This is a genomic window from Nocardia transvalensis NBRC 15921, assembly GCF_000308875.1.
In the GTDB taxonomy this organism is placed as follows: domain Bacteria; phylum Actinomycetota; class Actinomycetes; order Mycobacteriales; family Mycobacteriaceae; genus Nocardia; species Nocardia transvalensis.
The window spans coordinates 1-26,031 of sequence record NZ_BAGL01000078.1 but is presented as its reverse complement, the minus strand read 5'-3'; the positions used below and the strand labels follow the sequence as shown (position 1 = coordinate 26,031).

The window sequence follows — 26,031 nt, the reverse complement described above, 5'->3', positions numbered from 1 at the left end:
GACGGCGAATGGCTGTCGCTGGACGACCCGGAGTTCGCCGCCGAGGTGGCCGCGAACTCCGCCGATCCGGTGACGGACGCCGATCGCACGGCAACGGTGCGGCACGCGCATACCGCCTACGTGATCTACACGTCCGGTTCCACCGGTGTGCCCAAGGGCGTCGTGGTCACCCACGCGGGTCTCGCGAACTTCAGCGCGTTGCAGGTGGAACGCTACGGCTTGGACCGCGACTCGCGGGCGCTGGCCTTCGCGTCGCCGTCGTTCGACGCGTCGGTGCTGGAACTACTGCTCGCCGTCGGCTCCGCGGGCGCGCTGGTCGTGGTGCCGCCGGGCACCTACGGCGGCGACGAACTCGGCGAGCTGATCGCCCGCGAGCGGGTCACGGTCGGCCTGATCACGCCGTCGGTGCTGGCCTCGCTGGATCCGGCGGCGCTGACCGGTATGCGCGCCATCATCGCCGGTGGCGAGGCGCTGACCGCGGACCTGGTCGCGAAATGGTCGGTGGCGCCCGGTGATTCGGGCGAGCGCCGGCTGCACAACGCCTACGGCCCGACCGAGGCGACGATCGCCACCAACATCAGCGGCCGCCTGCTGCCCGGCGATCCGGTGACCATCGGCGGCCCGGTGCGCGGCATGCGCGCGCTGGTGCTGGACGCCCGCCTGCGCCCGGTCCCCGAGGGCGTCGTCGGCGAACTGTACGTCGGCGGCATCCAGCTGGCCCGCGGCTACCACGCCCGCCCCGCGCTCACCGCCGACCGGTTCGTGGCCGACCCCTTCGCTGGCGCTCGGGGTAGTGATGTGCCTGGCGCTCGGGGTAGTGATGTGCCTGGCGTTGGGGGTAGTGATGTGCCTGGCGTTGGGGCTAATGGCGTGCCCGGCGTTGGCGGTAATGGTGCGCCTGGCGTTGGGGGCAGTGGTGTGCCTGGCGCTGCGGGTGGTGGCGTCGATAGTGGCGTGGCTCCTGGCGCACGGCTTTACCGCACCGGTGACGTGGTGCGGTGGCGGCGGGATGCCGATGGTGCGGCGGTTGTGGAGTATGTGGGCCGCAACGACTTCCAGGTGAAGATTCGCGGGTTCCGGATCGAGCTGGGTGAGATCGACGCCGCGTTGACGAGCCATCCGGATGTCGACTTCGCGGTCACCCTGGGGCGGACCAACGAAGCCGGGTCCACCTTCCTGGTGTCCTACGTCCGGGCTGTGACCGGGCGGGAGATCGATGTCACCGCGCTGTCGGCGCATGTCGCCGACCGGCTGCCGGCCTATATGGTGCCGACGGTCGTCATGGTGCTCGACGAGATCCCGCTGACCCCGGTCGGCAAGCTGGACCGCAAGGCGCTCCCGGAGCCCGAGCTGACCCCGCGCGAATTCCGTGCTCCCGCAACGCCGCTGGAGGAGATCGTCGCGGGCATCTTCGCCGATCTGCTCGGCGTCGAGCGCGTCGGCGCGGACGACGACTTCTTCTCCCTCGGCGGCAACTCGCTGATCGCCACCCAGGTCGCCGCCCGCCTCGGCGCGGCCCTGGATGCGGAGGTCGGCGTCCGGGCGCTGTTCGAGGCCCCGACGGTCGCCGGACTCGCCGCCCGGGTGGGCGGCCGCGCCGGAACCGGTGTGCGCCTGCCGCTCACGGCCCGCACCCGCCCCGAGCGCCCGCCGCTCTCGCCGGCGCAGCAGCGGATGTGGTTCCTGAACCGGTTCGACACCGCGTCGGCCGCCAACAACATCCCGGTCGCGGTCCGCTTCACCGGCGACCTCGACATCGACGCGCTGCGCGGCGCGGTCGCCGACGTGATCGCGCGGCACGAATCGCTGCGCACGGTCTACCCGTCCGCCGACGGCATCGGCTACCAGCAGGTGCTGCCGTCCGCGCGGGCCGTCCCGGACCTCGAGGTGGTCCCGGTCGCCGCGGGCGATCTGCTGCCGGTCCTCACGGACTTCGTCGCCCGCGGCTTCGACGTCACCGCCGAACCGCCGGTGCGCCTGCGCGTCTACGAATTCGGGCCCGAGAACTATGTGCTCGTCGTGGTCGCGCATCACATCGCGGCCGACGGTTTCTCGATGCGCCCGCTGGTGCGCGATCTGATGACCGCCTACCTGGCCCGCGCCGCGGGGCAGGTGCCCGGCTGGTCGCCGCTGCCGATCCAGTACGTGGATTACGCGCTGTGGCAACGGGATACGCTCGGCTCCGAGGACGACCCGCGGTCCTCGATCTCCGAGCAGGTCGAGTACTGGCGCGGCGCGCTGGCCGGCCTGCCGGACGAACTGCGGCTGTCCACCCGGCCGCGCCCGTCCGTCGCCGCCTACCGGGCCGGGACGCACCGGTTCCGGGTGCCCGGTCAGCTCGTGGACGGCCTGAGCGCCGTCGGCCGCCGGCACGGCACCACCCTGTTCATGGTTGTGCACAGCGCCTTCGCGGCGCTGCTGGCACGCCTGAGCGGCACCACCGACATCGCGGTGGGCACGCCCGCCGCCGGCCGTGGCGAGCAGGCGCTGGACGATCTCGTCGGCATGGTCGTGAACACGCTCGTGCTGCGCACCGAGATCGACACCGGCGCCCCGTTCACCGAACTGCTGGCCCAGGCGCGCGAACGCGATCTGGCCGCCTTCGCGCACGCGGGCGTGCCGTTCGAGCGGCTCGTGGACGTGCTCAACCCGGCGCGCGCGCAGGGACGGCATCCGCTGTTCCAGGTGATGCTGACGTTCCAGAACCTCGGCCACACCGCGCTGGAACTGCCCGGACTGACGGTGTCGGAGCTGGGCATCGACCCGCCGACGGCGAAATTCGATCTGCAGCTGACGCTCTCGGAACAACTGGCCGAATCCGGCGACGCCTCGATGGACGCCGAACTCGTCTACGCCGCCGACCTGTTCGACACCGAGTTCGCCGAAACCTTCGCCCAGCGGTTCCTGCGGGTGCTGGGCAGTATCGCCGCCGATCCGACGCAGCGCGTCGGCGAACTGGAACTGCTGGACGCCACCGAGCACACCCTGGTGCTGCGGTACTGGAACGACACCGAATTCCCGCTGGACGCCGCGCTGCCGCGGGTGTCCGACGACGCCGCGGCCACCCTGGTGTCGCTGTTCGAGGCGCAGGTCGCGCGGGGTCCCGAGGCGACCGCGGTCACGTTCGAGGGGACGAGTCTGTCCTACGGCGAGTTCGCCGGCCGGGTGCACCGGCTCGCGCGGCACCTGATCGCGCGGGGCGTCGGGCCGGAATCGCTTGTCGCCCTGGGCATGCGGCGCTCGCTCGACCTGCTGGTCGGCATGTACGCGGTCACGGCGGCCGGTGGCGCCTACGTGCCGCTGGATCCGGACCACCCGGCCGAACGCACCCGGTACATCCTCGACACCGCGCGGCCGGTGTGCGTGCTGAGCACCACACGTGACGCGGCGGACCTGCCGGACGCGGGCACGGTGCTCGAGATCGACGCCCTCGAGCTGGACGATCTCGCCGACACCCCGCTCACCGACGCGGATCGGGTCGCGCCGCTGCATCCGTCGAATACCGCGTACGTGATCTTCACGTCGGGTTCGACCGGCCGCCCGAAGGGTGTGGCGGTGAGCCACGCGGCCATCGTGAACCGCCTGGTGTGGATGCACGCGCAGTACGGCCTCGCCGCCGACGACGTGGTGCTGCAGAAGACCCCGGCCACCTTCGACGTGTCGGTGTGGGAGTTCTTCTGGCCCTTGCAGGTCGGCGCCCGCCTGGTGGTGGCCCGGCCCGACGGCCACCGCGACCCGCGCTACCTGGCCGATCTCATCATCGACGAGGGCGTCACGGTCACTCACTTCGTGCCGTCCATGCTGGCGATCTTCGTCGCCGCCGACTCGCTCCGGCCAAACGCGCGCCGGAGTGAGGGCTTGCCGCTCCGTAACGTTTTCGCCTCCGGCGAGGCGCTGCCCGCCTCGACCGCACAGCGGCTGCGCGAGCTGACCGGGGCCCGGCTGCACAACCTGTACGGCCCGACCGAGGCCGCCGTCGACGTCACCTATCACGAGGTGACCGACGCCGACACCGGCTCGGTGCCGATCGGCGCGCCGGTGTTCAACACCAAGGTCTTCGTGCTGGACGCCCGGTTGCAGCCGGTTCCGGTGGGTGTCGCGGGTGAGCTGTATCTGGCCGGCGCGCAGCTGGCGCGCGGCTACGTGGCGCGGCCCGACCTCACCGCCGACCGGTTCGTGGCCAGTCCGTTCGGTGACGGCGAGCGCCTGTATCGCACCGGCGATCTGGTGGTGTGGACCTCCGGCGGTGAGCTGGAGTACTTGGGCCGCACCGACTTCCAGGTGAAGCTGCGCGGCCAGCGCATCGAACTCGGCGAGATCGAGGCCGCGCTGACCGCCCGCGACGATATCGCGCAGGCGGTGGTCGTGGTGCGCGGCGACGAGCGCACCAGCGATCAGCTGGTGGCCTACGTGGTCCCGGCCGCCGAGGCGGTCGTCGCCGTCGAGACGGTGAAATCCGAGCTGGCGCAGCGGCTTCCGGCCTACATGGTGCCGACCGCGTTCGTGGTGCTCGACGAGTTCCCGCTGAACGCCTCCGGCAAGCTGGACCGCCGGGCGCTGCCCGCGCCGACCTTCGCCGCCAAGGTGTTCCGCGCCCCCGCCACCTCGGTGGAGCAGACGGTCGCCGACACCGTCGGCGAACTGCTCGGTCGCGAGCGCGTGGGTCTCGACGACGACTTCTTCGAACTGGGCGGCAACTCGCTGATCGCCACCCAGGTCGCCGCCCGCCTCGGCGCGGCGCTCGACACCGAGGTGCCGGTGCGGCTGCTGTTCGAGGCATCCACCGTGGCCGCGCTGGCCGCCCGGGTGGAATCCCATGCGGGACAGGGCGGCCGGACGCCGCTGGCGCCGCGCGTCCGCCCCGAGCTGGTGCCGCTGTCACCGGCGCAGCAGCGCATGTGGTTCCTCAACCGCTTCGACAACCGCACCGCCGTCAACAACATCCCCGTCGCGGTGCGGATGACCGGCAAGCTCGACGTCGAGGCGTTCGACGCGGCCGTGCAGGACGTGCTGTCGCGGCACGAGTCGCTGCGCACGGTCTATCCCGACGTCGAGGGCACCGGCTACCAGCGGGTGCTGTCGGTGCGCGAGGCCGGGTTCGAGCTGGCCACCGAATCGATCGACGCGCGTGACGTGGCGTCGCGGGTGGCCGAACTCGCGAGCGTCCACTTCGACGTGACCCGCGATCTGCCGTTCCGGGCCACCCTGCTCACCGTCGCACCCGCCGAATACGTGGTCGTGCTGGTGGCGCACCACATCAGCGCCGACGGTTTCTCGCTGCGGCCGCTGCTGCGCGATATCGTCGCCGCCTACGCCGCCCGCGTCCAGGGCGACATGCCGCAGTGGACGCCGCTCGAGGTGCAGTACGCCGACTACGCGCTGTGGCAGCGCGAGGTGCTCGGCGACGAGGGCGATCCGCAGTCGCTCGCGTCCCGCCAGATCGCCTACTGGACAGAGCAACTGCGCGATCTGCCGGATCAGATCGAGCTGCCCGCCGACCGGCCGCGGCCCGAGGTGGCCTCGAATGCCGGTGCCACGCACGAGTTCTCGATCGACGCCGACCTGTACGCCGCGCTGTCGGATCTCGCGCGCTCGCGCGGGGTCACGCAGTTCATGCTGATGCACGCGGCGCTGGCGACCTGGGCGGCCCGGCAGGCCGGCAGTACCGATATCGCCATCGGCACCCCGATCGCGGGCCGCGGCGAGCGCGCCCTCGACGACCTGATCGGCATGTTCGTCAACACGCTGGTCCTGCGCACCGAGGTGCGTCCCGGGGCGGCGTTCACCGAACTGCTCGACGAGGTCCGGCGCACCGATGTGGCCGCGTTCGCGCACGCCGACGTGCCGTTCGAGCAGCTGGTGGACGTGCTGAGCCCCGCCCGCTCGCAGGCCCACCACCCGCTGTTCCAGGTGGCGCTCACCTTCGAGGCCGCCGGCCAGCAGGACGCCACCCGGGTCGCGCTGCCGGGTATGGACCTCGAGGTCGTCGACTTCGACGCGGGCCTGGCCAAATTCGACATCCAGCTGACCGTCGGCACGCCCGCGGACGGCGGCGCGCCGAGCCTGTCCTGGAACTACGCCACCGATCTGTTCGATCCCGAGACGATCGTCGCGTTCACCGAACGCTTCGTGCGGATCCTGCGCAGCATCGCCGAGGACCCGGCCACGATCGTCGGCGATATCGATCTGCTGGGCGAGGCCGAGCGGCTCGACGTCTCGCAGCGGTGGGTGTCGTCCGGAAATGACGCCCCGGTGCGAGCGACGGGCGCGGAGGCGGCAGCCGGCGTAACCACGGAGCGCCCCGGGAGTGCCGGAATTGGCACTGCGACAGGACGTTTCGCCGATCGCGATGCCACGCTGTCGGATCTGTTCGACGCCGCGGTGGCCGCGCACTCCGATCGCGTGGCCGTCACCTACGGCGACGACCGCGTCACCTACGCCTCGCTCGACCAGCGCGCGAATCAGCTGGCGCGCAGGCTGATCGAGGACGGCGCCGGACCGGAGACGCTGGTCGCGGTCATGTTGCCGCGGTCGGCCGATCTCGTGGTCGCGCTGCTCGCGGTGGTCAAGACGGGTGCGGGATACGTGCCGGTCGACCCGAACAACCCGGCCGACCGCATCGCCTACATCCTCGAGGATTCCGCGCCCGCGAGCGTGATCATCGACAGCACGGTCGATGTCGCGCTGCCGGACGGGATGCCGCGGGTCCTGATGGACGACTTCGGCATGGACGTCCCGGACGTGGTGGACGCGGGCGAGGGCCCGATCACCGCGGCCGACCGGATCGCGCCGCTGACCTCGTCGAATATCGCCTACGTCATCTACACCTCCGGATCCACCGGCCGCCCCAAGGGCGTCGCGGTCGAGCACCGGAATGTGGTGCGGCTGTTCGCGAATACCGATCGCGACTTCGGCTTCGGACCCGGCGACGTGTGGACGATGTTCCACTCCTACGCCTTCGACTTCTCGGTCTGGGAGCTGTGGGGCCCGCTGCTGTTCGGCGGCACCCTGGTCGTGGTCGACTACTACACCTCGCGCTCGCCGGAGCAGTTCCTGGAACTGCTGCGCGAGGAGCGGGTGACGGTGCTCAACCAGACGCCGTCCGCGTTCTACCAGCTGGCGGCCGCCGAACTGGCCGAAGAGCAGTCCTACCACCCGGGTTCCGGCTCCCGGCCGCTGTCGCTGCGCTACGTGGTGTTCGGCGGCGAGGCGCTGGAACTGCGCCGCCTCGCGGATTGGGTCGCGCGCCACGGGGATTCGGTGCCGCGCCTGGTCAACATGTACGGCATCACCGAGACCACGGTGCACGTGTCCTACCGCGCGCTGGACGCCGCCACCATCGCCGCGGCCACCGGCAGCGTCGTCGGCCGCGCGATCGCCGGGCTGAGCGTCTACGTGCTCGACAACCGCCTGCGCCCGGTCCCGGTCGGGGTCGCGGGTGAGATGTACGTCGCGGGGCCGCAGCTGTCCCGCGGTTACCTCGGCCGCCGGGACCTCACGGCAACGCGGTTCGTGGCCAACCCGTTCGGGGGCGACGACAGCAACGGCTCGCTGCTGTACCGCACCGGTGACGTCGCGCGCTGGAACCGCCGCGGCGAACTGGAATACCTCGGCCGCGCCGACGACCAGGTGAAGGTGCGCGGCTTCCGCATCGAACTCGGCGAGATCGAGGCCGCCGTCCTGGCCCAGCCGGGCGTCGCGCAGGCCGCGGTGATCGTGCGCGAGGACCAGCCCGGCGATCAGCGCATCGTCGCCTACCTGGTGCCGGAGCGCGAGACCGCGCCGTCGGTGGACGCGGTGCGCGACGGCGCTGCCGCCGATCTGCCGTCCTACATGGTGCCGTCGGCCTTCGTGCTGCTGGACCGAATCCCGTTGACGGTCAACGGAAAGCTCGACCGCCGCGCCCTGCCCGCCCCGGCGGCGCAGACCCGTACCTTCCGCGCGCCGGAGACCCCGGTGCAGGAGACGGTGGCCGCGGTCTTCGCCCAGGTGCTGGACCTGGCGCGGGTCGGGCTGGACGACGACTTCTTCGCCCTCGGCGGCAACTCGCTCATCGCCACCCGCGTGGCGTCGCGGATCGGCGCCGAGCTGGGAATCTCCGTGGCGGTGCGCGCGCTGTTCGAGGCGGCGACCGTGGAGGCGCTGGCGGCCCGGCTGGAATCGCACACCGGCGACGAGGCCCGGCCGCGGCTGGTGGCGCGGGAGCGCTCGGCGACGCAGTCCGTGCCGCTGTCGTTCGCGCAGCAGCGCATGTGGTTCCTCAACCAGTACGACACCTCGTCCTCGGCCTACAACCTGCCGCTGGCGATCCGGCTGACCGGCGAACTGGACACCGCCGCACTGAAATTGGCGATCTTCGACGTGGTGCGCCGGCACGAGTCGCTGCGCACCCGCTACCCGGAACACGACGGCGTTGCCACGCAGGCCACCGTCCCGGCCGAGCAGATCGCCCTTGACCTGCTCGCGTACTCCATCGCGGAGAGCGAACTCACCCGGGCGGCAACGGAATTCGCCTCGGACGGCTTCGATGTCGCCGAGGAGGTGCCGCTGCGGGCGCGGCTGTTCCGCGTGGAGAAGGTGTCCGGCGTCGACGAGCACGTGCTCGTGGTCGTCGTGCACCACATCGCGGCCGACGGTTTCTCGATGGGCCCGCTGGCTCGCGACGTGATGACCGCCTACACCGCGCGCACCCAGGGCTCGGCCCCGGGCTGGGCGCCGCTGCCGGTGCAGTACGCCGACTTCGCGATGTGGCAGCGCGAGGTGCTCGGCTCCGAGGACGACCCGCAGTCGCTGCTGGCCGGACAGGTCGACTACTGGCGGCGCGCGCTCGACGGCATCCCGGACGAGCTGACCCTGCCGGTGGACCGGCCGCGCCCCGCCGTCGCCTCGCACCGCGGCGCGACGCTGCACCGCGCGCTGTCGCCCGAACTGGTCGCGAAGCTGGAAGACGTTGCCCGCCAGCGGGGTTCGTCGCTGTTCATGGTCATGCACGGCGCGCTGGCGGTACTGCTGGCGCGGCTGTCCGGCGGCGACGACATCGCGGTCGGTACCCCGATCGCCGGCCGCGGCGAGGCCGCGCTCGACGAGCTGGTCGGCATGTTCGTCAACACGCTGGTGCTGCGCACCGGCATCGAGGCGGCCGAGCCGTTCACCGCGCTGCTGGACCGGGTCCGCCACACCGACCTGGAGGCCTTCGGCAATGCCGACGTGCCGTTCGAGCGGCTCGTGGACCTGCTGGCGCCGGAGCGCTCGCAGGCCCGCAACCCGCTGTTCCAGGTGGCGCTGTCGTTCCAGAACATGGAGCGCCCCACCCTCGAGCTGCCCGGCCTGACCGTCTCGGCGCTGGATCTCGAGGAGAACATCGCCCGGTTCGACCTGCAGTTCACGCTGTCGGACAACGCGACCGCCGGTGGTATGGCGCTGGCGCTGACCTACGCGACCGAGCTGTTCGACGAGTCGACGGCCGACTCCCTCGTGGTCCGCTGGCAGCGGGTGCTGGAGGCGATCGCCGCCGATCCCGAGACCACCATCGGCGCCATCGACATCCTCGACGCCGCCGAGCGCGCCGAACTGGTGGCGCGGACCGGCGGACCGGCGGTCGAGGCGCGGACGCTGCCCGACCTGCTGGCCGACGCCGTCTCCCGCGATCCGTCGGCGACCGCCGTCGTGTTCCGGGGCGACCGGATCACCTACGGTGAGCTGGACACGCGGTCGAACCGCCTGGCGCGCTTGCTGATCGAGCGCGGCATCGGCACCGAGGACCTGGTGTCCATCGCCGTGCCGCGGTCGAGCGATTCGTACTTCGCCGAGTGGGCCGTGACCAAGTCCGGCGCCGCGTTCCTGCCGATCGACCCGACCTACCCGTCGGACCGCATCGAGCACATGCTCACCGACTCGGGCTCCCCGGTGGGCCTGACCGTCGCGTCCGTGCGCGCCGATCTGCCGGATTCGGTCGAGTGGCTGGTGCTCGAGGATCTGGATCTGGATCGCTACGACGCCGCCGCGGTCACCGACGCCGATCGCGTGCGCCCGCTGCACCCGCACAACCTGGCCTACGTCATCTACACCTCGGGCTCGACGGGTGTGCCCAAGGGCGTCGTGGTGCCGCACGCCGGTCTGGCCAACTTCTGTGCCGAGCAGGTCGCGCGCTACGACCTCGACTCCGATTCGCGCACACTGCATTTCTCGTCGCCCAGCTTCGACGCCTCGCTCATGGAGCTGCTGCTCGCGGTCGGCCCCGGCGGCACGCTGGTCGTGGTGCCCACGGGCGTCTTCGGTGGCGACGAGCTGTACGACCTGATCCGGCAGGAGCGGGTCACCCACCTGTTCATCACCCCGGCCGCGCTGGCGACCTTCGAGGCGACCGATCTGGACAGCCTGCGGGTGCTGGCGGTCGGCGGCGAGGCGTATTCGCCCGAGCTGCTGGCGAAGTGGGCGGTTCCGCTCGGCGACGAATCCCTCTCGGATCGTCCCGTCCGCGCCTTCCACAACATCTACGGCCCGACCGAGACCACCATCGTGGTCAATATCGGCGAGCCGCTGCTGCCGGGTGACGCGCTCACCATCGGCGGCCCGAACCGTGGCATCCGGTCGCTGGTGCTGGACAACCGGTTGCAGCCGGTCCCCGACGGCGTCTCGGGTGAGCTGTACGTGTCGGGTATTCAGGTGACTCGCGGCTACCACGCGCGCCCGTCCCTGACCGCCGACAAGTTCGTGGCGAACCCGTTCGAGCCGGGGCAGCGGATGTACCGCACCGGTGACGTCGTCAAGTGGGCCGCCCGGCCGCGTCCGGACGGCCGCACCGAGTACCGCCTGGAATACGTCGGCCGCTCCGACTTCCAGGTGAAGGTGCGCGGTTTCCGCATCGAACTGGGCGAGATCGACACCGCGCTCACCGCGCACGAGTCGGTCGACTTCGCCGCCACCATCGGCCACAAGAACGCCGCGGGCGCGGTCGTGCTGGTGTCGTACGTGGTTGCGGCGCAGGGCCGTTCGATCGATACCGCGACGCTGAAGGCGCACCTCGAGGAGCGGGTGCCGACCTATATGGTCCCGTCCTCGATCATGGTGCTCGACGGCATCCCGCTGACCCCGGTCGGCAAGCTGGACCGGCGGGCGCTGCCCGAGCCGGTCTTCGAGACCGAGGCCGAGTTCCGCGCCCCGCGCACCCCGCTGGAGCGGACCCTCGCCGAGGTCTTCGGCGAGGTGCTCGGCGCGACCCGGGTCGGTATCGACGACTCGTTCTTCGCGCTCGGCGGCGACAGCATCGTCTCCATCCAGCTGGTCTCGCGGGCGAAGGCGCGGGGCGTGATCATCACCCCGCGCGACGTCTTCGAGCAGCGCACGGTCGCCGGACTGGCGAGCGTCGCGGAAACCGGCGGCGCGCAGGGTGACTCGAAGCCCGTGCTGGCCGAGATGGCCGGCGGCGGCGTCGGCACCATGCCGCTCACGCCGGTGGTGCGGTTCATGGTGGAGCGGCCCGGATCGTTCGGGCGCTTCAATCAGACACTGGCGCTGGAACTTCCGGCCGGTATCGATCGCGAGGGTATCGCGGCCACCGTGGCCGCGGTCGTCGACCGCCACGACATGCTGCGCGCCCGGTTGCGCCGGCACGCGGGCGCGGAGTGGATCGTGGAGACCACCGCGCCGGGCACCGTCGACGCCGACGCGCTGATCGACCGCGTCGAATTCGACGCCACGGTCGACGACGAGGCGCTGTTCGACATCGCCTCCGCGGCACTGGATTCCGCGCTGGACCGGCTGGATCCCGAAGCGGGCGTGGTGATCCGGTTCGTGTGGCTGGATCCCACCTCAAAGAACGAGGTGGGAAGTTCCGGACGGGAGCGCACCGGCCGCCTGATCGTGGTGGCCCACCACCTCGTCATCGACGGCGTGTCCTGGCGCATCCTGGTGCCGGACTTCGTGGCCGCCTGGGGACAGCTGTCCTCCGGCCAGACCCCGGAACTGCCCGCACCGGCCACCAGCATGCGCACCTGGGCGCACGCGCTGGAGCGGCTCGCGGGCGAGCGCGCCGGCGAGATCGACCGGTGGCGCGCGGTCGTGGACGGCCCGGATCCGCTGCTCACCGAGCGGCCGCTGGATCCCACGGTCGACGTGTCCGGCGTCCTCGAGCGGCACCGCGTCGAGGTGTCGGCGGAGACCACCCGCCTGCTGCTGACGGTCGTCCCGGAGCTGTTCCACGGCGGCGTCAACGACGGCCTGGTGACGGCCCTGGCGCTGGCCGTGGCGAAGTGGCGCGCGAGCCGCGCCGCGAACGCCGACTCGACGCTCATCCGGCTGGAGGGCCACGGGCGCGAGGAGGACGTCGTCCCGGGCGCGGACCTGTCGCGCACGGTCGGCTGGTTCACCGCGATCTTCCCGGTGCGGTTCGACCTGTCCGGTATCGATATCGATGCGGCGCTGACCGGCGGCCCGGCCATGGGCCCGGCCGTCAAGGCGATCAAGGAGCAGCTGCTCGCGGTCCCGGACAAGGGCCTGGGCTACGGCCTGCTGCGCTACTTGAACCCCGAGACCGCGGCGCGGCTGCCCGAGCAGCTGCCCGGTCAGGTCAGCTTCAACTACCTGGGCCGTGTCTCCGAGGGGTCGGTGCCCGAGGCGATGCGCGGCTTCGGCTGGATCCCGGCGCCCGAACTCGGCGCGCTGGGCGGCGGCTACGACGCCGATATGCCGGTCATGGCCCCGCTGGACATCAACGCCATCGTGGTCGGCGACCAGCTGTCGGCCAATATCGGTTATCCGACAACGCTGCTCGACGAGGAGACGGTCGCCGAGTTCGGCCGCATGTGGGTCACGGCGCTGGAAGCCGTTGCCCGCCACGCGGAGTCGGCGGACGCCGGTGGCCACACGCCGTCGGACTTCCCGCTCGTGCGGATCGCGCAACGCGATATCGACGTGTGGGAGCAGCGCTTCCCGGCGCTGCGCGAGGTGTGGCCGCTGTCGGCGCTGCAGGCGGGCCTGCAGTTCCACGCCGAACTCGCCGCCGCGTCGGTCGACGTGTACACCGCGCAGGCGGTGCTCACCCTGACCGGTCTCCTCGACGCGGCCCGGTTGCGGTCGGCCGCACAGGCTCTCGTGGATCGCTACGAGAACCTGCGCACCGCCTTCGTCACCGACGCCGCGGGTAATCCGGTGCAGCTGGTGCTCGACGACGTCAAGGTGGCGTGGGCGGAATACGACCGCCGCGCCGCGGGCGACGCCACCGATCTCATCGACGCCGACCGCATGCGCCGGTTCGACCTCACCGAACCCCCGCTGATCCGGTTCACGCTGATCCGCGTGGGGACCGACAGCTGGCGGCTGGCGGTGTCCAACCACCACATCCTGCTCGACGGCTGGTCCATGCCGCTGCTGATGCGGGATCTGCTGGTGCTGTACGCCACCCGCTCCGACACCGCCGCGCTGCCGCCCGTCCGGTCCTACCGGCACTTCCTGGAATGGGTTGCGCAGCAGGACCACTCGGCCTCCGTGGCGGCGTGGAGCACGGCGCTGCGGGGCATCTCCGAGCCGACCCTGCTGACCCGGGCGGACGCCGGGCGCGAGATCACCGCGCTGTCCGGCGAATACCTCTTCGAACTCGACGAGGCGGCCACCGAGCGGCTCACCCGGCTGGCCGGTGACCTGGGCGTCACCGCGAACACCGTGCTGCAGGCGGCGTGGGGCATCCTGCTGGGCCGCTGGACCGGCCGCTACGACGTGCTGTTCGGCACCACGGTGTCCGGGCGTCCGCCGCAGCTGTCCGGTGTCGAGTCCATGGTCGGCCTGTTCATCAACACCGTCCCGGTGCGCGTGCGGTTCGACGAGTCGGAATCGGCGCGGGCGCTGCTGACCCGCACCCAGGGCGAGCAGGCCGACCTGCTCGACCACCACTACGTCGGTCTCGCGGAGATCCAGGCCGCCGCCGGCGTGGGTGGGCTGTTCGACACCCTCGTGGTGTTCGAGTCGTATCCGGTCGACGCCGAGGGCATTCAGCGGCAGGCCGCCGATATCGACGGCATGGCGGTCACGGGGCTGGACGCCACCGACGCCACGCACTACCCGCTGACGCTGATCGTGCAGCTCGATTCGCGCCTGAAGATCCGCGCGGGCTATCTGCGGGACCTGTTCGACGAGGACACCGTGAGTCGCATCGCCGACCGGCTGGTGCGGGTGCTCACGGCGATCACCGCCGATCCCGACGCCCCGGTGGGCGGCATCGAACTGCTGGCGGCGGACGAGCGGGAGACGATCGTCTCCGGCTGGAACGCCACCGAATTCGACGTCCCCGCCACGGATCTCGTCGCCATGTTCGAGGCGCAGGCCGAGCGCACGCCGCACGCGCCCGCCGTCACGTTCGAGGGGACGACTCTGTCCTACGGCGAGTTCGCCGCCCGCGTGCACAAGCTGGCGCGCTGGCTGATCGAACGCGGCGTCGGACCGGACGCGCTGGTGGCGCTGGGCATGCGCCGGTCGATCGACCTGGTGGTCGGGATGTACGCGGTGTCGGTCGCCGGTGGCGCCTATGTGCCGCTGGACCCGGAGCATCCGGCCGAGCGCACGCAGTACATCCTCGCGACCGCGGATCCGCTGTGCGTGCTGACCTCCGACACCGACCTGGCGACCGATACCGCGCAGGTGCGCATCGATCTGCTGGATCTGTCCGGATACTCGGCCGCGCCGGTCACCGATGCCGACCGCCGCGCGCCGCTGCGGCCCGAGAACACCGCCTACGTGATCTTCACGTCCGGGTCGACCGGGCGGCCGAAGGGCGTCGCGGTCTCACATGCCGCGATCGTCAACCGCCTGGTGTGGATGCAGACGGAGTACGGGCTCACCTCGGCCGACGCCGTATTGCAGAAGACCCCGGCGACCTTCGACGTGTCGGTGTGGGAGTTCTTCTGGCCCTTGCAGATCGGCGCGCGCCTGGTGGTCGCGCGGCCCGACGGCCATCGCGATCCCGCCTACCTGGCCGAGCTGATCTCGGCGCAGCGCGTCACCGTCACGCACTTCGTGCCGTCCATGCTGACCGTCTTCGTCGCGGAACCGACTGCCGAGCAGTGCGATTCGCTGCGCATGGTGTTCGCCTCGGGTGAGGCGCTGACCCCGAAGTCGGCGCACCGGCTGCGCGAGCTGACCGGGGCCGAACTGCACAACCTGTACGGCCCGACCGAGGCCGCCGTCGACGTCACCTACCACCAGGTCGTGGACGCCGACACCGATTCCGTGCCGATCGGCCGCCCGGTGTTCAACACTCGCGTGTACGTGCTCGACGCGCGGCTGCGCCCCGTTCCGGTGGGTATCGCGGGTGAGCTGTATCTCGCGGGCGATCAGCTGGCGCGCGGCTACGTCGCCCGGACCGACCTGACCGCGGACCGGTTCGTGGCGAACCCCTTCGCTGGCGCTCGGGGTAGTGGTGCAGACGGCGCTCCGGGTAGTGGCGCTGGGGGTGACGGGGCCGGTGCGCGCATGTACCGTACCGGCGACCTGGTGATGTGGACCGCTGACGGCGAGTTGCAGTACCTGGGCCGCACCGACTTCCAGGTGAAGTTGCGTGGTCAGCGGCTGGAGCTGGGTGAGATCGAGTCCGCGCTCACCGCGCTGGACGAGGTCTCCCAGTCGGTCGTCGTGGTGCGCGGCGACCAGCACACCGGCGATCAGCTGGTGGCGTATGTCGTTGCGACGCCGGGCCTTTCGGTCGATATCGAGACCGTCCGCGAGGAGCTGGGGCAGCGGCTGCCGTCCTACATGGTGCCGTCGGTGCTGATGGTGCTCGACGAACTGCCGCTCAACCCCTCCGGCAAGCTCGACCGCCGCGCGCTGCCCGCGCCCGTGCTCGAGGCCGCGGTCTTCCGGGCCCCCACCACGCCGGTCGAGGAGATCGTCGCGGGAACCTTCGCCGAGGTGCTCGGCCTGGACCGGGTCGGCCTGGACGACGACTTCTTCTCCCTCGGCGGCAACTCGCTGATCGCCACTCAGGTGGCGGCGCGGCTGTCGACGGCGCTGAACACCCAGCTCAGCGTGCGCGAGATCTTCGAGGCGTCCACGGTCGCCGCGCTGGCCGCGCGGGCCGAATCCGGCGCCGGCGGCGGCGCGCGGAACCCACTGGTGCCGCAGACCCGCCCGGACCGGATCCCGCTGTCGCTGGCGCAGCAGCGGATGTGGTTCCTGAACCGCTTCGATCCCGAATCCGCGGTGGACAACATCCCGGTCGTCGTCCGGCTGTCCGGACTGCTGGACCGGCAGGCGCTGCACATCGCGGTCGCCGACGTGCTGGCCCGCCACGAGTCGCTGCGCACCCGGTACCCCGAGGAGAACGGCGAGGCGTACCAGGAGATCGTCCCGACCGGACGCGTGATCCCCGATCTGACCCCGATCGACGTCACCGAGTCCGAGCTGCCGGTGCGGCTGTCGGAGCTGCTGCTGAGCGGTTTCGACGTGACCGTGCGGCCGCCGTTCCGCGCCGGGCTGTTCGAGGTCAGCCCGACCGAGCACGTGCTCGCGATCGTGGTGCACCACATCTCCGGCGACGGCTTCTCGATGGGCCCGTTCGCGCGGGACGTGATGACCGCCTACAGCGCCCGGGTCGACGGCGGCGAGCCCGCCTGGCAGCCCCTCGAGGTGCAGTACGCCGACTTCGCGCTGTGGCAGCGGGGCGTCCTCGGTTCCGAGGACGATCCGGAATCGGTGATCGCACAGCAGATCTCGTACTGGACCCAGACGCTGCGCGGCCTGCCCGAGCAGCTGGACCTGCCGTCCGACCGGCCGCGGCCCGCCGTGGCCTCGGGCCGGGGCGCGATCCACAACTTCGAGATCGGCGCCGAGACCCAGGCCAGGCTGACCGAGCTGGCGCGCGAGCGCGGGACGACCATGTTCATGGTCGTGCACGCGGCGCTGGCCGTGCTGATGTCGCGGTTGAGCGGCGAGCCCGATATCGCGATCGGCACCCCGGTCGCCGGTCGTGGCGAGCGGGCGCTCGACGACATGATCGGCATGTTCGTCAACACCCTGGTGCTGCGGACCGAGGTCGACAGCGCCACCACCTTCAGCGAGCTGCTGCAGTCGGTGCGCGCCGGTGACATCGCCGCCTTCGGGCACGCGGACCTGCCGTTCGAGCGGCTGGTCGAGATCATGAACCCGCGGCGTTCGCAGGCGCGCAACCCGCTGTTCCAGGTGATGCTCTCGCTGCAGAACAACCGCCCCGCCAGCCTGGAACTGCCCGGGCTGAGCGTCAGCGGCGTCGAATTGCCCATCGAGACAGCGAAATTCGACCTGCAGCTGGAACTGCACGAGCAGTGGCAGGCGGCCGAGGCGTCGGGCAACGGCGGCATGGTCCCCGCGGGGATCACCGCCAAGTTCGTCTACGCGACCGACCTGTTCGACGCCGAGACCGTGGCCGGGTTCGCGCAGCGCTTCCTGCGGATCCTCAAGGCCGTGGCCGCGACGCCGGACCGCCCGGTCGGCGATATCCCGCTGCTGGACGCGCGGGAGGCGGCGCAGTTGCTGCGCGGCTGGAACCACGTCGCCGAGCTCGAGACTCCGCGGACCGGGGCGCTGACCGATCCCGCCGCCACACTGCCGGGCCTGTTCGGCGCGGCGGTGGCCGCGCACGGCGAGCGCGTCGCGGCCCGCTTCGGCGACGACCAGCTCACCTACGCCGAGCTGGACCGCCGGGCGAATCGGTTGGCGCACAAGCTCATCGCGGCGGGCGCGGGGCCGGAGCGGATGGTCGCGGTGATCCTGCCGCGCTCGCTGGATCTGGTCGTCGGCCTGCTGGCCGTGGTCAAGTCCGGCGCCGCCTACGTGCCGATCGATCCGGCCTACCCGGCCGAGCGCATCGCCTACGTGCTGTCGGATTCCGAGCCCGTGGCCGTCGTGACCGACGGCGGCACCGAGGTGGAACTGCCGGAGCGGCTGCCGACACTCTTCGTGGACGACGACGAGATCCGCGGCGACGAGCACACCGAGCTGGACGTGCCGATCACCGACGCGGACCGGATCGCACCGGTCGCGCCGGAGAACATCGCCTACGTCATCTATACCTCCGGGTCCACCGGCCGCCCCAAGGGCGTGGCCGTGGCACACCGGAACGTGGTGCGGCTGTTCGCGAATACCGACGGCGACTTCGGCTTCGGCCCCGACGACGTGTGGACGATGTTCCACTCGTTCGCCTTCGACTTCTCGGTGTGGGAGCTGTGGGGGCCGCTGCTGTTCGGCGGGACCGTCGTGGTCGTCGACTACTACACCTCGCGCTCGCCGGAGCAGTTCCTGGAGCTGCTGCGCCGCGAGCGGGTGACGGTGCTGAACCAGACGCCGTCGGCGTTCTACCAGCTCGCCGAGGCCGACCGGCACGCCGCGGCGGATGCCGATCCGCTGTCGCTGCGCTACGTGGTGTTCGGCGGCGAGGCGCTGGAGCTGCGCCGTCTCACCGACTGGGTGGCCCGGCACGGCGACGCGTCGCCGCGCCTGGTCAACATGTACGGCATCACCGAGACCACGGTGCACGTGTCCTACCGCGCGCTCGACGCCGAAACCGTCGCGGCCGCGAACGGTTCCGTGATCGGCCGCGCGATTCCGGGCCTGCGGGTGTACGTGCTCGACAACCGGATGCATCCGGTTCCGGTCGGGGTCGCGGGCGAGATGTACGTCGCGGGCCCGCAGGTGGCGCGCGGGTATCTGGGCCGTCCGGATCTGTCGGCGGCGCGGTTCGTCGCGAATCCGATCGACGAGCCCGGGTCGCTGCTGTACCGCTCCGGTGACGTGGCGCGCTGGAACCGGTTCGGCGAGCTGGAGTATCTGGGTCGCGCCGACGACCAGGTCAAGGTGCGCGGTTTCCGCATCGAGCTGGGCGAGATCGAGGCCGCGGTGCTCGCCGCGCCGGCGGTCGCGCAGACCGCTGTCATCGCGCGATCCGACGGCCGGACCGGCGATCGGCTCATCGCCTACGTCGTGCCCGAGGACGCCGAGGCCGACGAGGCGGAGACGGTCGACGCGCTGCGCGCACACCTGACCGAGACGCTGCCGGCCTACATGGTGCCGTCGGCCTTCGTCCTGCTCGATCGAATCCCGTTGACCGTCAACGGAAAGCTGGATCGCCGCGCCCTGCCGGAACCGGCCTTCGAGGCCCGGGCGTTCCGGGCGCCGGCCACGCCGATCGAGGAGATCGTGGCGAACACCTTCGCCACCGTCCTCGGCCTGGACAACCCGGTGGGCGTCGACGACGACTTCTTCGAACTGGGCGGCAACTCGCTGATCGCGACCCAGGTCGTGGCCCGGCTGGGCAGCGCGCTCGACACCCGCATCCCGGTGCGGCTGCTGTTCGAGGCCCCGACCGTCGGCACGCTCGCCGCGCGGGTGGAGAGCCAGGTCGGATCCGGGCGCAGTGAACTGGTCGCCGGTCCGCGGCCGGAGACCATCCCGCTGTCGCTGGCGCAGCAGCGGATGTGGTTCCTCAACCGCTTCGACCAGCAGTCGGCCGCCTACAACGTGCCGATGGCCGTGCGGCTGACCGGCGCCCTCGACGTGGACGCGCTGCGGGCCGCGATCGGCGATCTGGTCGCCCGCCACGAGGTGCTGCGAACGGTGTACCCGGAGACCGCCTCCGGCCCGATCCAGGTGATCCTCCCTGCCGCGCAGGCGACTCCGGAGCTGCTCGTCCGCACGGTCGCCCCCGACGACATCGAATCCGCCGTCGTGGAGCTGACCTCGACGATCTTCGACGTCACCGCCGAGGTGCCGCTGCGCGTGGCCCTCTTCGAGGTGGAGATCGGAAACGACGGCGGCGCACGGGAATTCGTGGTGGCGCTGGTCGTGCACCACATCTCGGGCGACGGTTCGTCGATGGGCCCGCTGACCCGGGACCTGATGACCGCGTACGCGGCGCGGGCCGCCGGTGAGGCGCCGGGCTGGGAGCCCTTGGCCGTGCAGTACGCCGACTACGCGCTGTGGCAGCGCGCGGTGCTGGGCAGCGAGGACGATCCGGAATCGCTGGCGGCCCGGCAGATCGCGTACTGGAAGCGGTCGCTGGCGGACCTGCCGGAGCAGCTGGACCTGCCCTCGGACCGCCCGCGTCCCGCCGTGCAGACCTTCGCCGGCGGCAAGGTGCCGGTCGAGATCGACGCCGAGACCCACCGCGCGCTCGTGGAGCTGGCGCGGACCGAGGGCGCGACGCTGTTCATGGTCGTCCACACGGCGCTGGCCGTGCTGCTGGCGCGGCTGTCCGGCACCGACGACATCGCGATCGGCACCCCGGTCGCGGGTCGCGGCGAGGCGGCCCTCGACGACCTGATCGGCATGTTCATGAACACCCTGGTGTTCCGCAGCCGGGTGGACTCCGGCGCGGCGTTCACCGGTGTGCTCGCGCGGCAGCGCGAGACGGACATCCAGGCGTTCGCCAACGCCGACATGCCGTTCGAGCGCTTGGTCGAGGTGCTGAACCCGGTGCGTTCGACCGCGCGGCACCCGCTGTTCCAGGTGGGCCTGTCGTTCCAGAACCTGGGCCTGGCCCGGCTGGAGCTGCCCGGCCTGTCGGTGTCGGGCGTGGACTTCGACACGCAGCTGTCGCAGTTCGACCTGCACCTGATCGTGTCGGACCGCTACGACGACTCCGGCGCGCCGACCGGCCTCGACGGCTTCCTCACCTACGCGAGCGATCTGTTCGACGAGGCGACCGTGCGGGGCTTCGTGGACCGCTTCGTGCGGCTGCTCGGCCAGATCACCGCGGCCCCGCATACGGCCGTCGGCGACTTCGACCTGCTCGACGCCGCCGAGAGCGATCGAATCCTGGTGGCGTGGAACGACACCCGGCACGAGGTCGCGCCCGAACTGCTGCTCGACGGCTACCGCCGGACAGCCGCCGCGCATCCGGATCGGGTCGCCGTGGCCTTCGAGGGCGACGAGCTGACCTATCGCGAATTCGACGAGCGGGTGAACCGCCTGGCCCGGCTGCTCATCGCGCGCGGTGTGGGCCCGGAATCGCTTGTCGCCCTGGGCATCCGGCGATCGCTGGATCTCGTTGTCGGCATGTACGCGGTGGTCGCCGCGGGCGGTGCGTACGTGCCGCTGGATCCGGATCATCCGGCCGAGCGCATCGCGCACGTGCTGGAGACCGCGCGGCCGGTGTGTGTGCTCACCACCGAGCGTGACGACTTCGAGGTGCCCGGCGATGTGCCGGCCCTCACCATCGACACGATCGACCTGGCGGACTTCGCCGCCGAGCCGGTGCGGGCCGAGGAGCTGCTGCGTCCGGTGCGTCCGGAACACCCGGCGTACGTGATCTTTACGTCGGGATCGACCGGCCGCCCGAAGGGTGTGGCGGTGTCCCACGGGGCCATCCACAACCAGATCGAGTGGATGCTGGCCGAGTACCCGCTGGATGCCGACGACGTCTACTTCCAGAAGACCGCGACGACCTTCGACGTATCGCTGTGGGGCTACTTCATGCCCCTGCGCGCCGGGGCGAAGCTCGTGGTGGCCACTCCCGACGGTCACCGCGATCCGGTCTACATCGCGGAAACGATTGCCGCGCAGCAGGTCACGGTCACGGACTTCGTGCCGTCGATGCTGACGGTGTTCGCCGCGCACACCCCCGCGGGCTCGGTACCGACACTGCGCGAGATCTTCGTCATCGGTGAGGCGCTGCCGCCGGAGACTGTCGCCGCCATGCGCGTGGTGTCCGACGCCGCGGTGCACAACCTCTACGGCCCGACCGAGGCCGCGGTCTCGATCACCTACTGGCCCGCCACCGGCGACGAGACCGGCAGCGTGCCGATCGGTGTGCCGCAGTGGAATTCGCGGGCCTACGTGCTGGATGCGCGGCTGCGGCCGGTTCCGGCGGGTGTCGCGGGTGAGCTGTATCTCGCGGGTGACCAGCTGGCGCGTGGGTATGTGGCGCGTCCGGATCTCACCTCGGACCGGTTCGTGGCCAACCCCTTCGCTGGCGCTCGGGGTAATGGTGCGGGTAGCGCCGGGGGTAGTGGCGAAGCGCCCGGTGCGCGCATGTATCGCACCGGCGACCTCGTCGTCTGGCGGGAGCCGGGCGTCCTGGAGTACATCGGGCGCACCGACTTCCAGGTGAAGTTCCGCGGTCAGCGCATCGAACTCGGCGAGATCGAGTCGGCGGTGCTGGCGGAGCCGTCGGTCAGCCAGGCCGTGGCGCTGGTGGTCCAGTCGGATCTCGGCGATCAGCTGGTGGCGTATGTGGTTCCGGCGCCGGGCGAATCGATCGACCAGGCCGAGCTGCTGCGCGCGGCCGGACAGCGCCTGCCCAGCTACATGCTGCCGGGCGCGATCGTGGAACTCGACGCGTTCCCGTTGAACACCAGCGGCAAGCTGGATCGGAAGGCCCTGCCACAGCCGACGTTCGCGGTGCGCGAGTTCCGGGCGCCGTCCACCCCGATCGAGGAGATCGTGGCGGGCGTGTTCGCCGAGGTGCTCGGTGTCGAGCGGGTCGGTGCGGACGACGACTTCTTCTCGCTCGGCGGCAACTCGCTGATCGCGACACAGGTGGTCGCCCGGCTGAGCGCCGCCATGGGCGCCCGGGTGCCCATGCGGGCGCTGTTCGAGACGCCGACCGTGACCGCGCTGGCCGCCTCGGTCGAATCGCAGGCTCGCGGCGAGGGTGTCGTCGCGCTGGGCAGCATCGAGCGCCCGGAGAGCATCCCGCTCTCGCTGGCGCAGCAGCGGATGTGGTTCCTGAACCGCTTCGACCAGCAGTCGGCCGCCTACAACCTGCCCATCGCGGTGCGCCTGACCGGTGAACTGGATATCGCCGCCCTGCGCGCGGCGGTCGCCGATCTGGTCGCGCGGCACGAGGTGCTACGCACGGTGTACCCGGAGACGGGATCCGGTGCGGCGCAGGTCATCCTGCCGCCGGGACGGGCCCTGCCCGAACTGGCGACGCGGGAGATCGCGGCGGACGCGCTCGAGCCCGCCCTGATCGAGTTCTTCTCGGCCGGCTTCGACGTCACCGACGAGGTGCCGCTGCGGGTCGCACTGTTCGAGATCGCCGGTGCGGCACGGGAATACGTGCTCGCTCTGGTCGTCCACCACATCTCCGGTGACGCCTCGTCGGCCGCGCCGCTGACGCGCGACCTGGTCACCGCGTACGCGGCCCGGGCCGCGGGTGAGGCCCCGGCCTGGGCCCCGCTGGCCGTGCAGTACGCGGACTACGCGCTGTGGCAGCGCGCGGTGCTGGGCAGCGAGGACGATCCGGAATCGCTGGCGGCGAAGCAGATCGGGTACTGGAAGCAGTCGCTGGCCGATCTGCCGGAGCAGCTGGACCTGCCGTCCGACCGCCCGCGTCCGGCGGTCCAGTCCTTCGCCGGTGGCCGCGTCGATGTGCGGATCGATCCCGAGATGCACGGTGCGCTGATGGATCTGGCGCGCGCCGAGGGCGCGACGCTGTTCATGGTCGTGCACACTGCCTTCGCGGTGCTGCTGTCCCGGCTGTCGGGCACCGACGACATCGCGATCGGCACGCCGGTCGCGGGTCGCGGCGAGGCGGCACTCGACGACCTGATCGGCATGTTCATCAACACGTTGGTGTTCCGCAGCAAGGTCGATCCGGGCGCGACGTTCACCGACCTGCTGGCCCGCCAGCGCGAGACCGACATTCAGGCGTTCGCCAACGCCGACGTGCCGTTCGAGCGCCTGGTCGAGGTGCTGAACCCGGCGCGCTCGACCGCGCGGCATCCGCTGTTCCAGGTCGGCCTGTCCTTCCAGAACATCGCGCTGCCGACGCTGGAACTGCCCGGCCTGACGGTCGGCGGGCTCGATATCGACACCGCGCAGTCGCAGTTCGACCTGCATCTGATCGTGTCGGACCGCTACGACGCGTCCGGCGCGCCGACCGGTATCGAGGGCTTCCTGACCTACGCGAGCGATCTGTTCGACGCCGCCACGGTCCAGGGCTTCGTCGACCGGCTGGTGCGGCTGCTCGGCGAGATCGTCGCCGCGCCGCGCACGGCGGTCGGCGACCACGAACTGCTCGAGGAGGGTGAGCGCGAGCGAATCCTGGTGGTGTGGAACGACACCCGGCACGAGGTCGCGCCCGAACTGCTGCTCGACGGCTACCGCCGGGCGGCGGCCGCACACCCCGATCGCATCGCCGTGTCGTTCGAGGGCACGGAGCTGACCTACCGCGAATTCGACGAGCGGGTCAATATCCTGGCGCGCCGGCTGATCTACCAGGACGTGGGTCCGGAATCGCTGGTGGGCCTGTCGGTCCGGCGGTCGCTGGATCTGGTGATCGGTATGTACGCGATCATCACGGCCGGTGGCGCGTACGTGCCGCTGGATCCGGATCATCCGGCCGAGCGCATCGCGCACGTGCTGGAGACCGCGCAGCCGGTCTGCGTGCTCACCACGCTCGCCGACGCTGTTCCGGTGCCCGACGACATCCCGGTCCTGCACATGGACACCGTGGATCTCGACGGCTTCGAGGGCACCCCGGTGGAGCCCGACGAACTGCTGAGCCCGGTCCTGCCGGAGCACCCGGCGTACGTGATCTTCACGTCGGGTTCGACGGGTCGGCCCAAGGGTGTGGCGGTGTCGCACGGCGCGATCCACAACCAGACCAGCTGGATGCTGGACCAGTACCCGCTGGGCGTGGACGACGTCTACTTCCAGAAGACCGCGACCACCTTCGACGTGTCGCTGTGGGGCTACTTCATGCCCCTGCGGGCGGGCGCCAAGCTGGTCGTCGCCACGCACGACGGCCACCGCGATCCGCAGTACATCGCGGAAACCATTGCGGCGCAGCACGTCACGGTGACCGACTTCGTGCCGTCGATGCTGACGGTATTCGCCGCGCACACGGCGGCCGGTTCGGTGCCGACGCTGCGCGACGTCTTCGTCATCGGCGAGGCGCTGCCGCCGGAGACCGTCGCCGCCATGCGCGCGATCTCCGAGGCGAAGGTGCACAACCTGTACGGCCCGACCGAGGCCGCCGTCTCGATCACCTACTGGCCCGCCACGGGCGAGGAGCGGTCGAGCGTGCCGATCGGTGTGCCGCAGTGGAATTCGCGGGCCTACGTCCTCGACTCCCGCCTGCATCCGGTTCCGGCCGGTGTCGCGGGTGAGCTGTATCTCGCGGGTGATCAGCTGGCGCGTGGGTATGTGGCGCGTCCGGATCTCACCTCGGATCGGTTCGTGGCGGACCCCTTCGCTGGCGCTCGGGTTAGTGGTGCGGGTAGCGCCGGGGGCAACGGGTCCGGCGGCGCGCGCATGTACCGCACCGGCGACCTCGTCGTCTGGCGTGAGCCCGGCGTCCTGGACTACATCGGCCGCACCGACTTCCAGGTGAAGTTCCGCGGTCAGCGCATCGAACTCGGCGAGATCGAGTCGGCGCTGCTGGCGCAGGCATCGGTCAGCCAGGCCGTCGCGCTGGTCATGCCGTCCGAACTGGGCGACCAGCTGGTGGCCTACGTGGTACCCGCGCCCGGGGCCACGATCGACCAGACCGAGCTGGTGCGGGAGGCGGCGCAGACGCTGCCCGCGTACATGCTGCCGGGCGCGATCGTGGAACTCGACGCGTTCCCGTTGAACACCAGCGGCAAGCTGGACCGGAAGGCCCTGCCGCGGCCCACCTTCGCACAGCGGGAGTTCCGCGCGCCCTCGACTCCGGTCGAGGAGATCGTGGCCGGTGTGTTCGCCGAGGTGCTCGGGATCGAGCGGGTCGGCGCGGACGACGACTTCTTCACCCTGGGCGGCAACTCGCTGATCGCGACCCAGGTGGTCGCGCGCCTGAGCGCCGCGCTCGAATCGCGGGTCCCCGTGCGGGATCTGTTCGAGCACTCCACCGTCGCCGCCCTCGCGGCCCGGGTGGCGCAGCACGCCGGATCCGGCGGACGCCCCGCCCTGGTGGCAGGGGAGCGCCCCGACCGGGTGCCGCTCTCGCTGGCTCAGCAGCGCATGTGGTTCCTGAACCGGTTCGACCAGGAGTCCGCCGCGTACCACGTCCCGGTCGCGGTGCGTCTCACCGGCGACCTGGATATCGAGGCCCTCCAGAGCGCGGTGCGCGATCTGATCGAGCGCCAC

The 26,031-nt window shown here is 71.2% G+C and carries 1 protein-coding gene (only partly in view); it reads left to right on the top strand.

The genetic code is table 11. The features are described from left to right. Window positions 1–26,031 carry part of the coding region annotated (locus tag ON41_RS27435) for a non-ribosomal peptide synthase/polyketide synthase (protein ID WP_040750746.1) on the top strand (this coding region is incomplete at its 3' end). The annotated region extends 8,169 nt beyond the left edge of the window, so 26,031 of the 34,200 annotated nt are shown.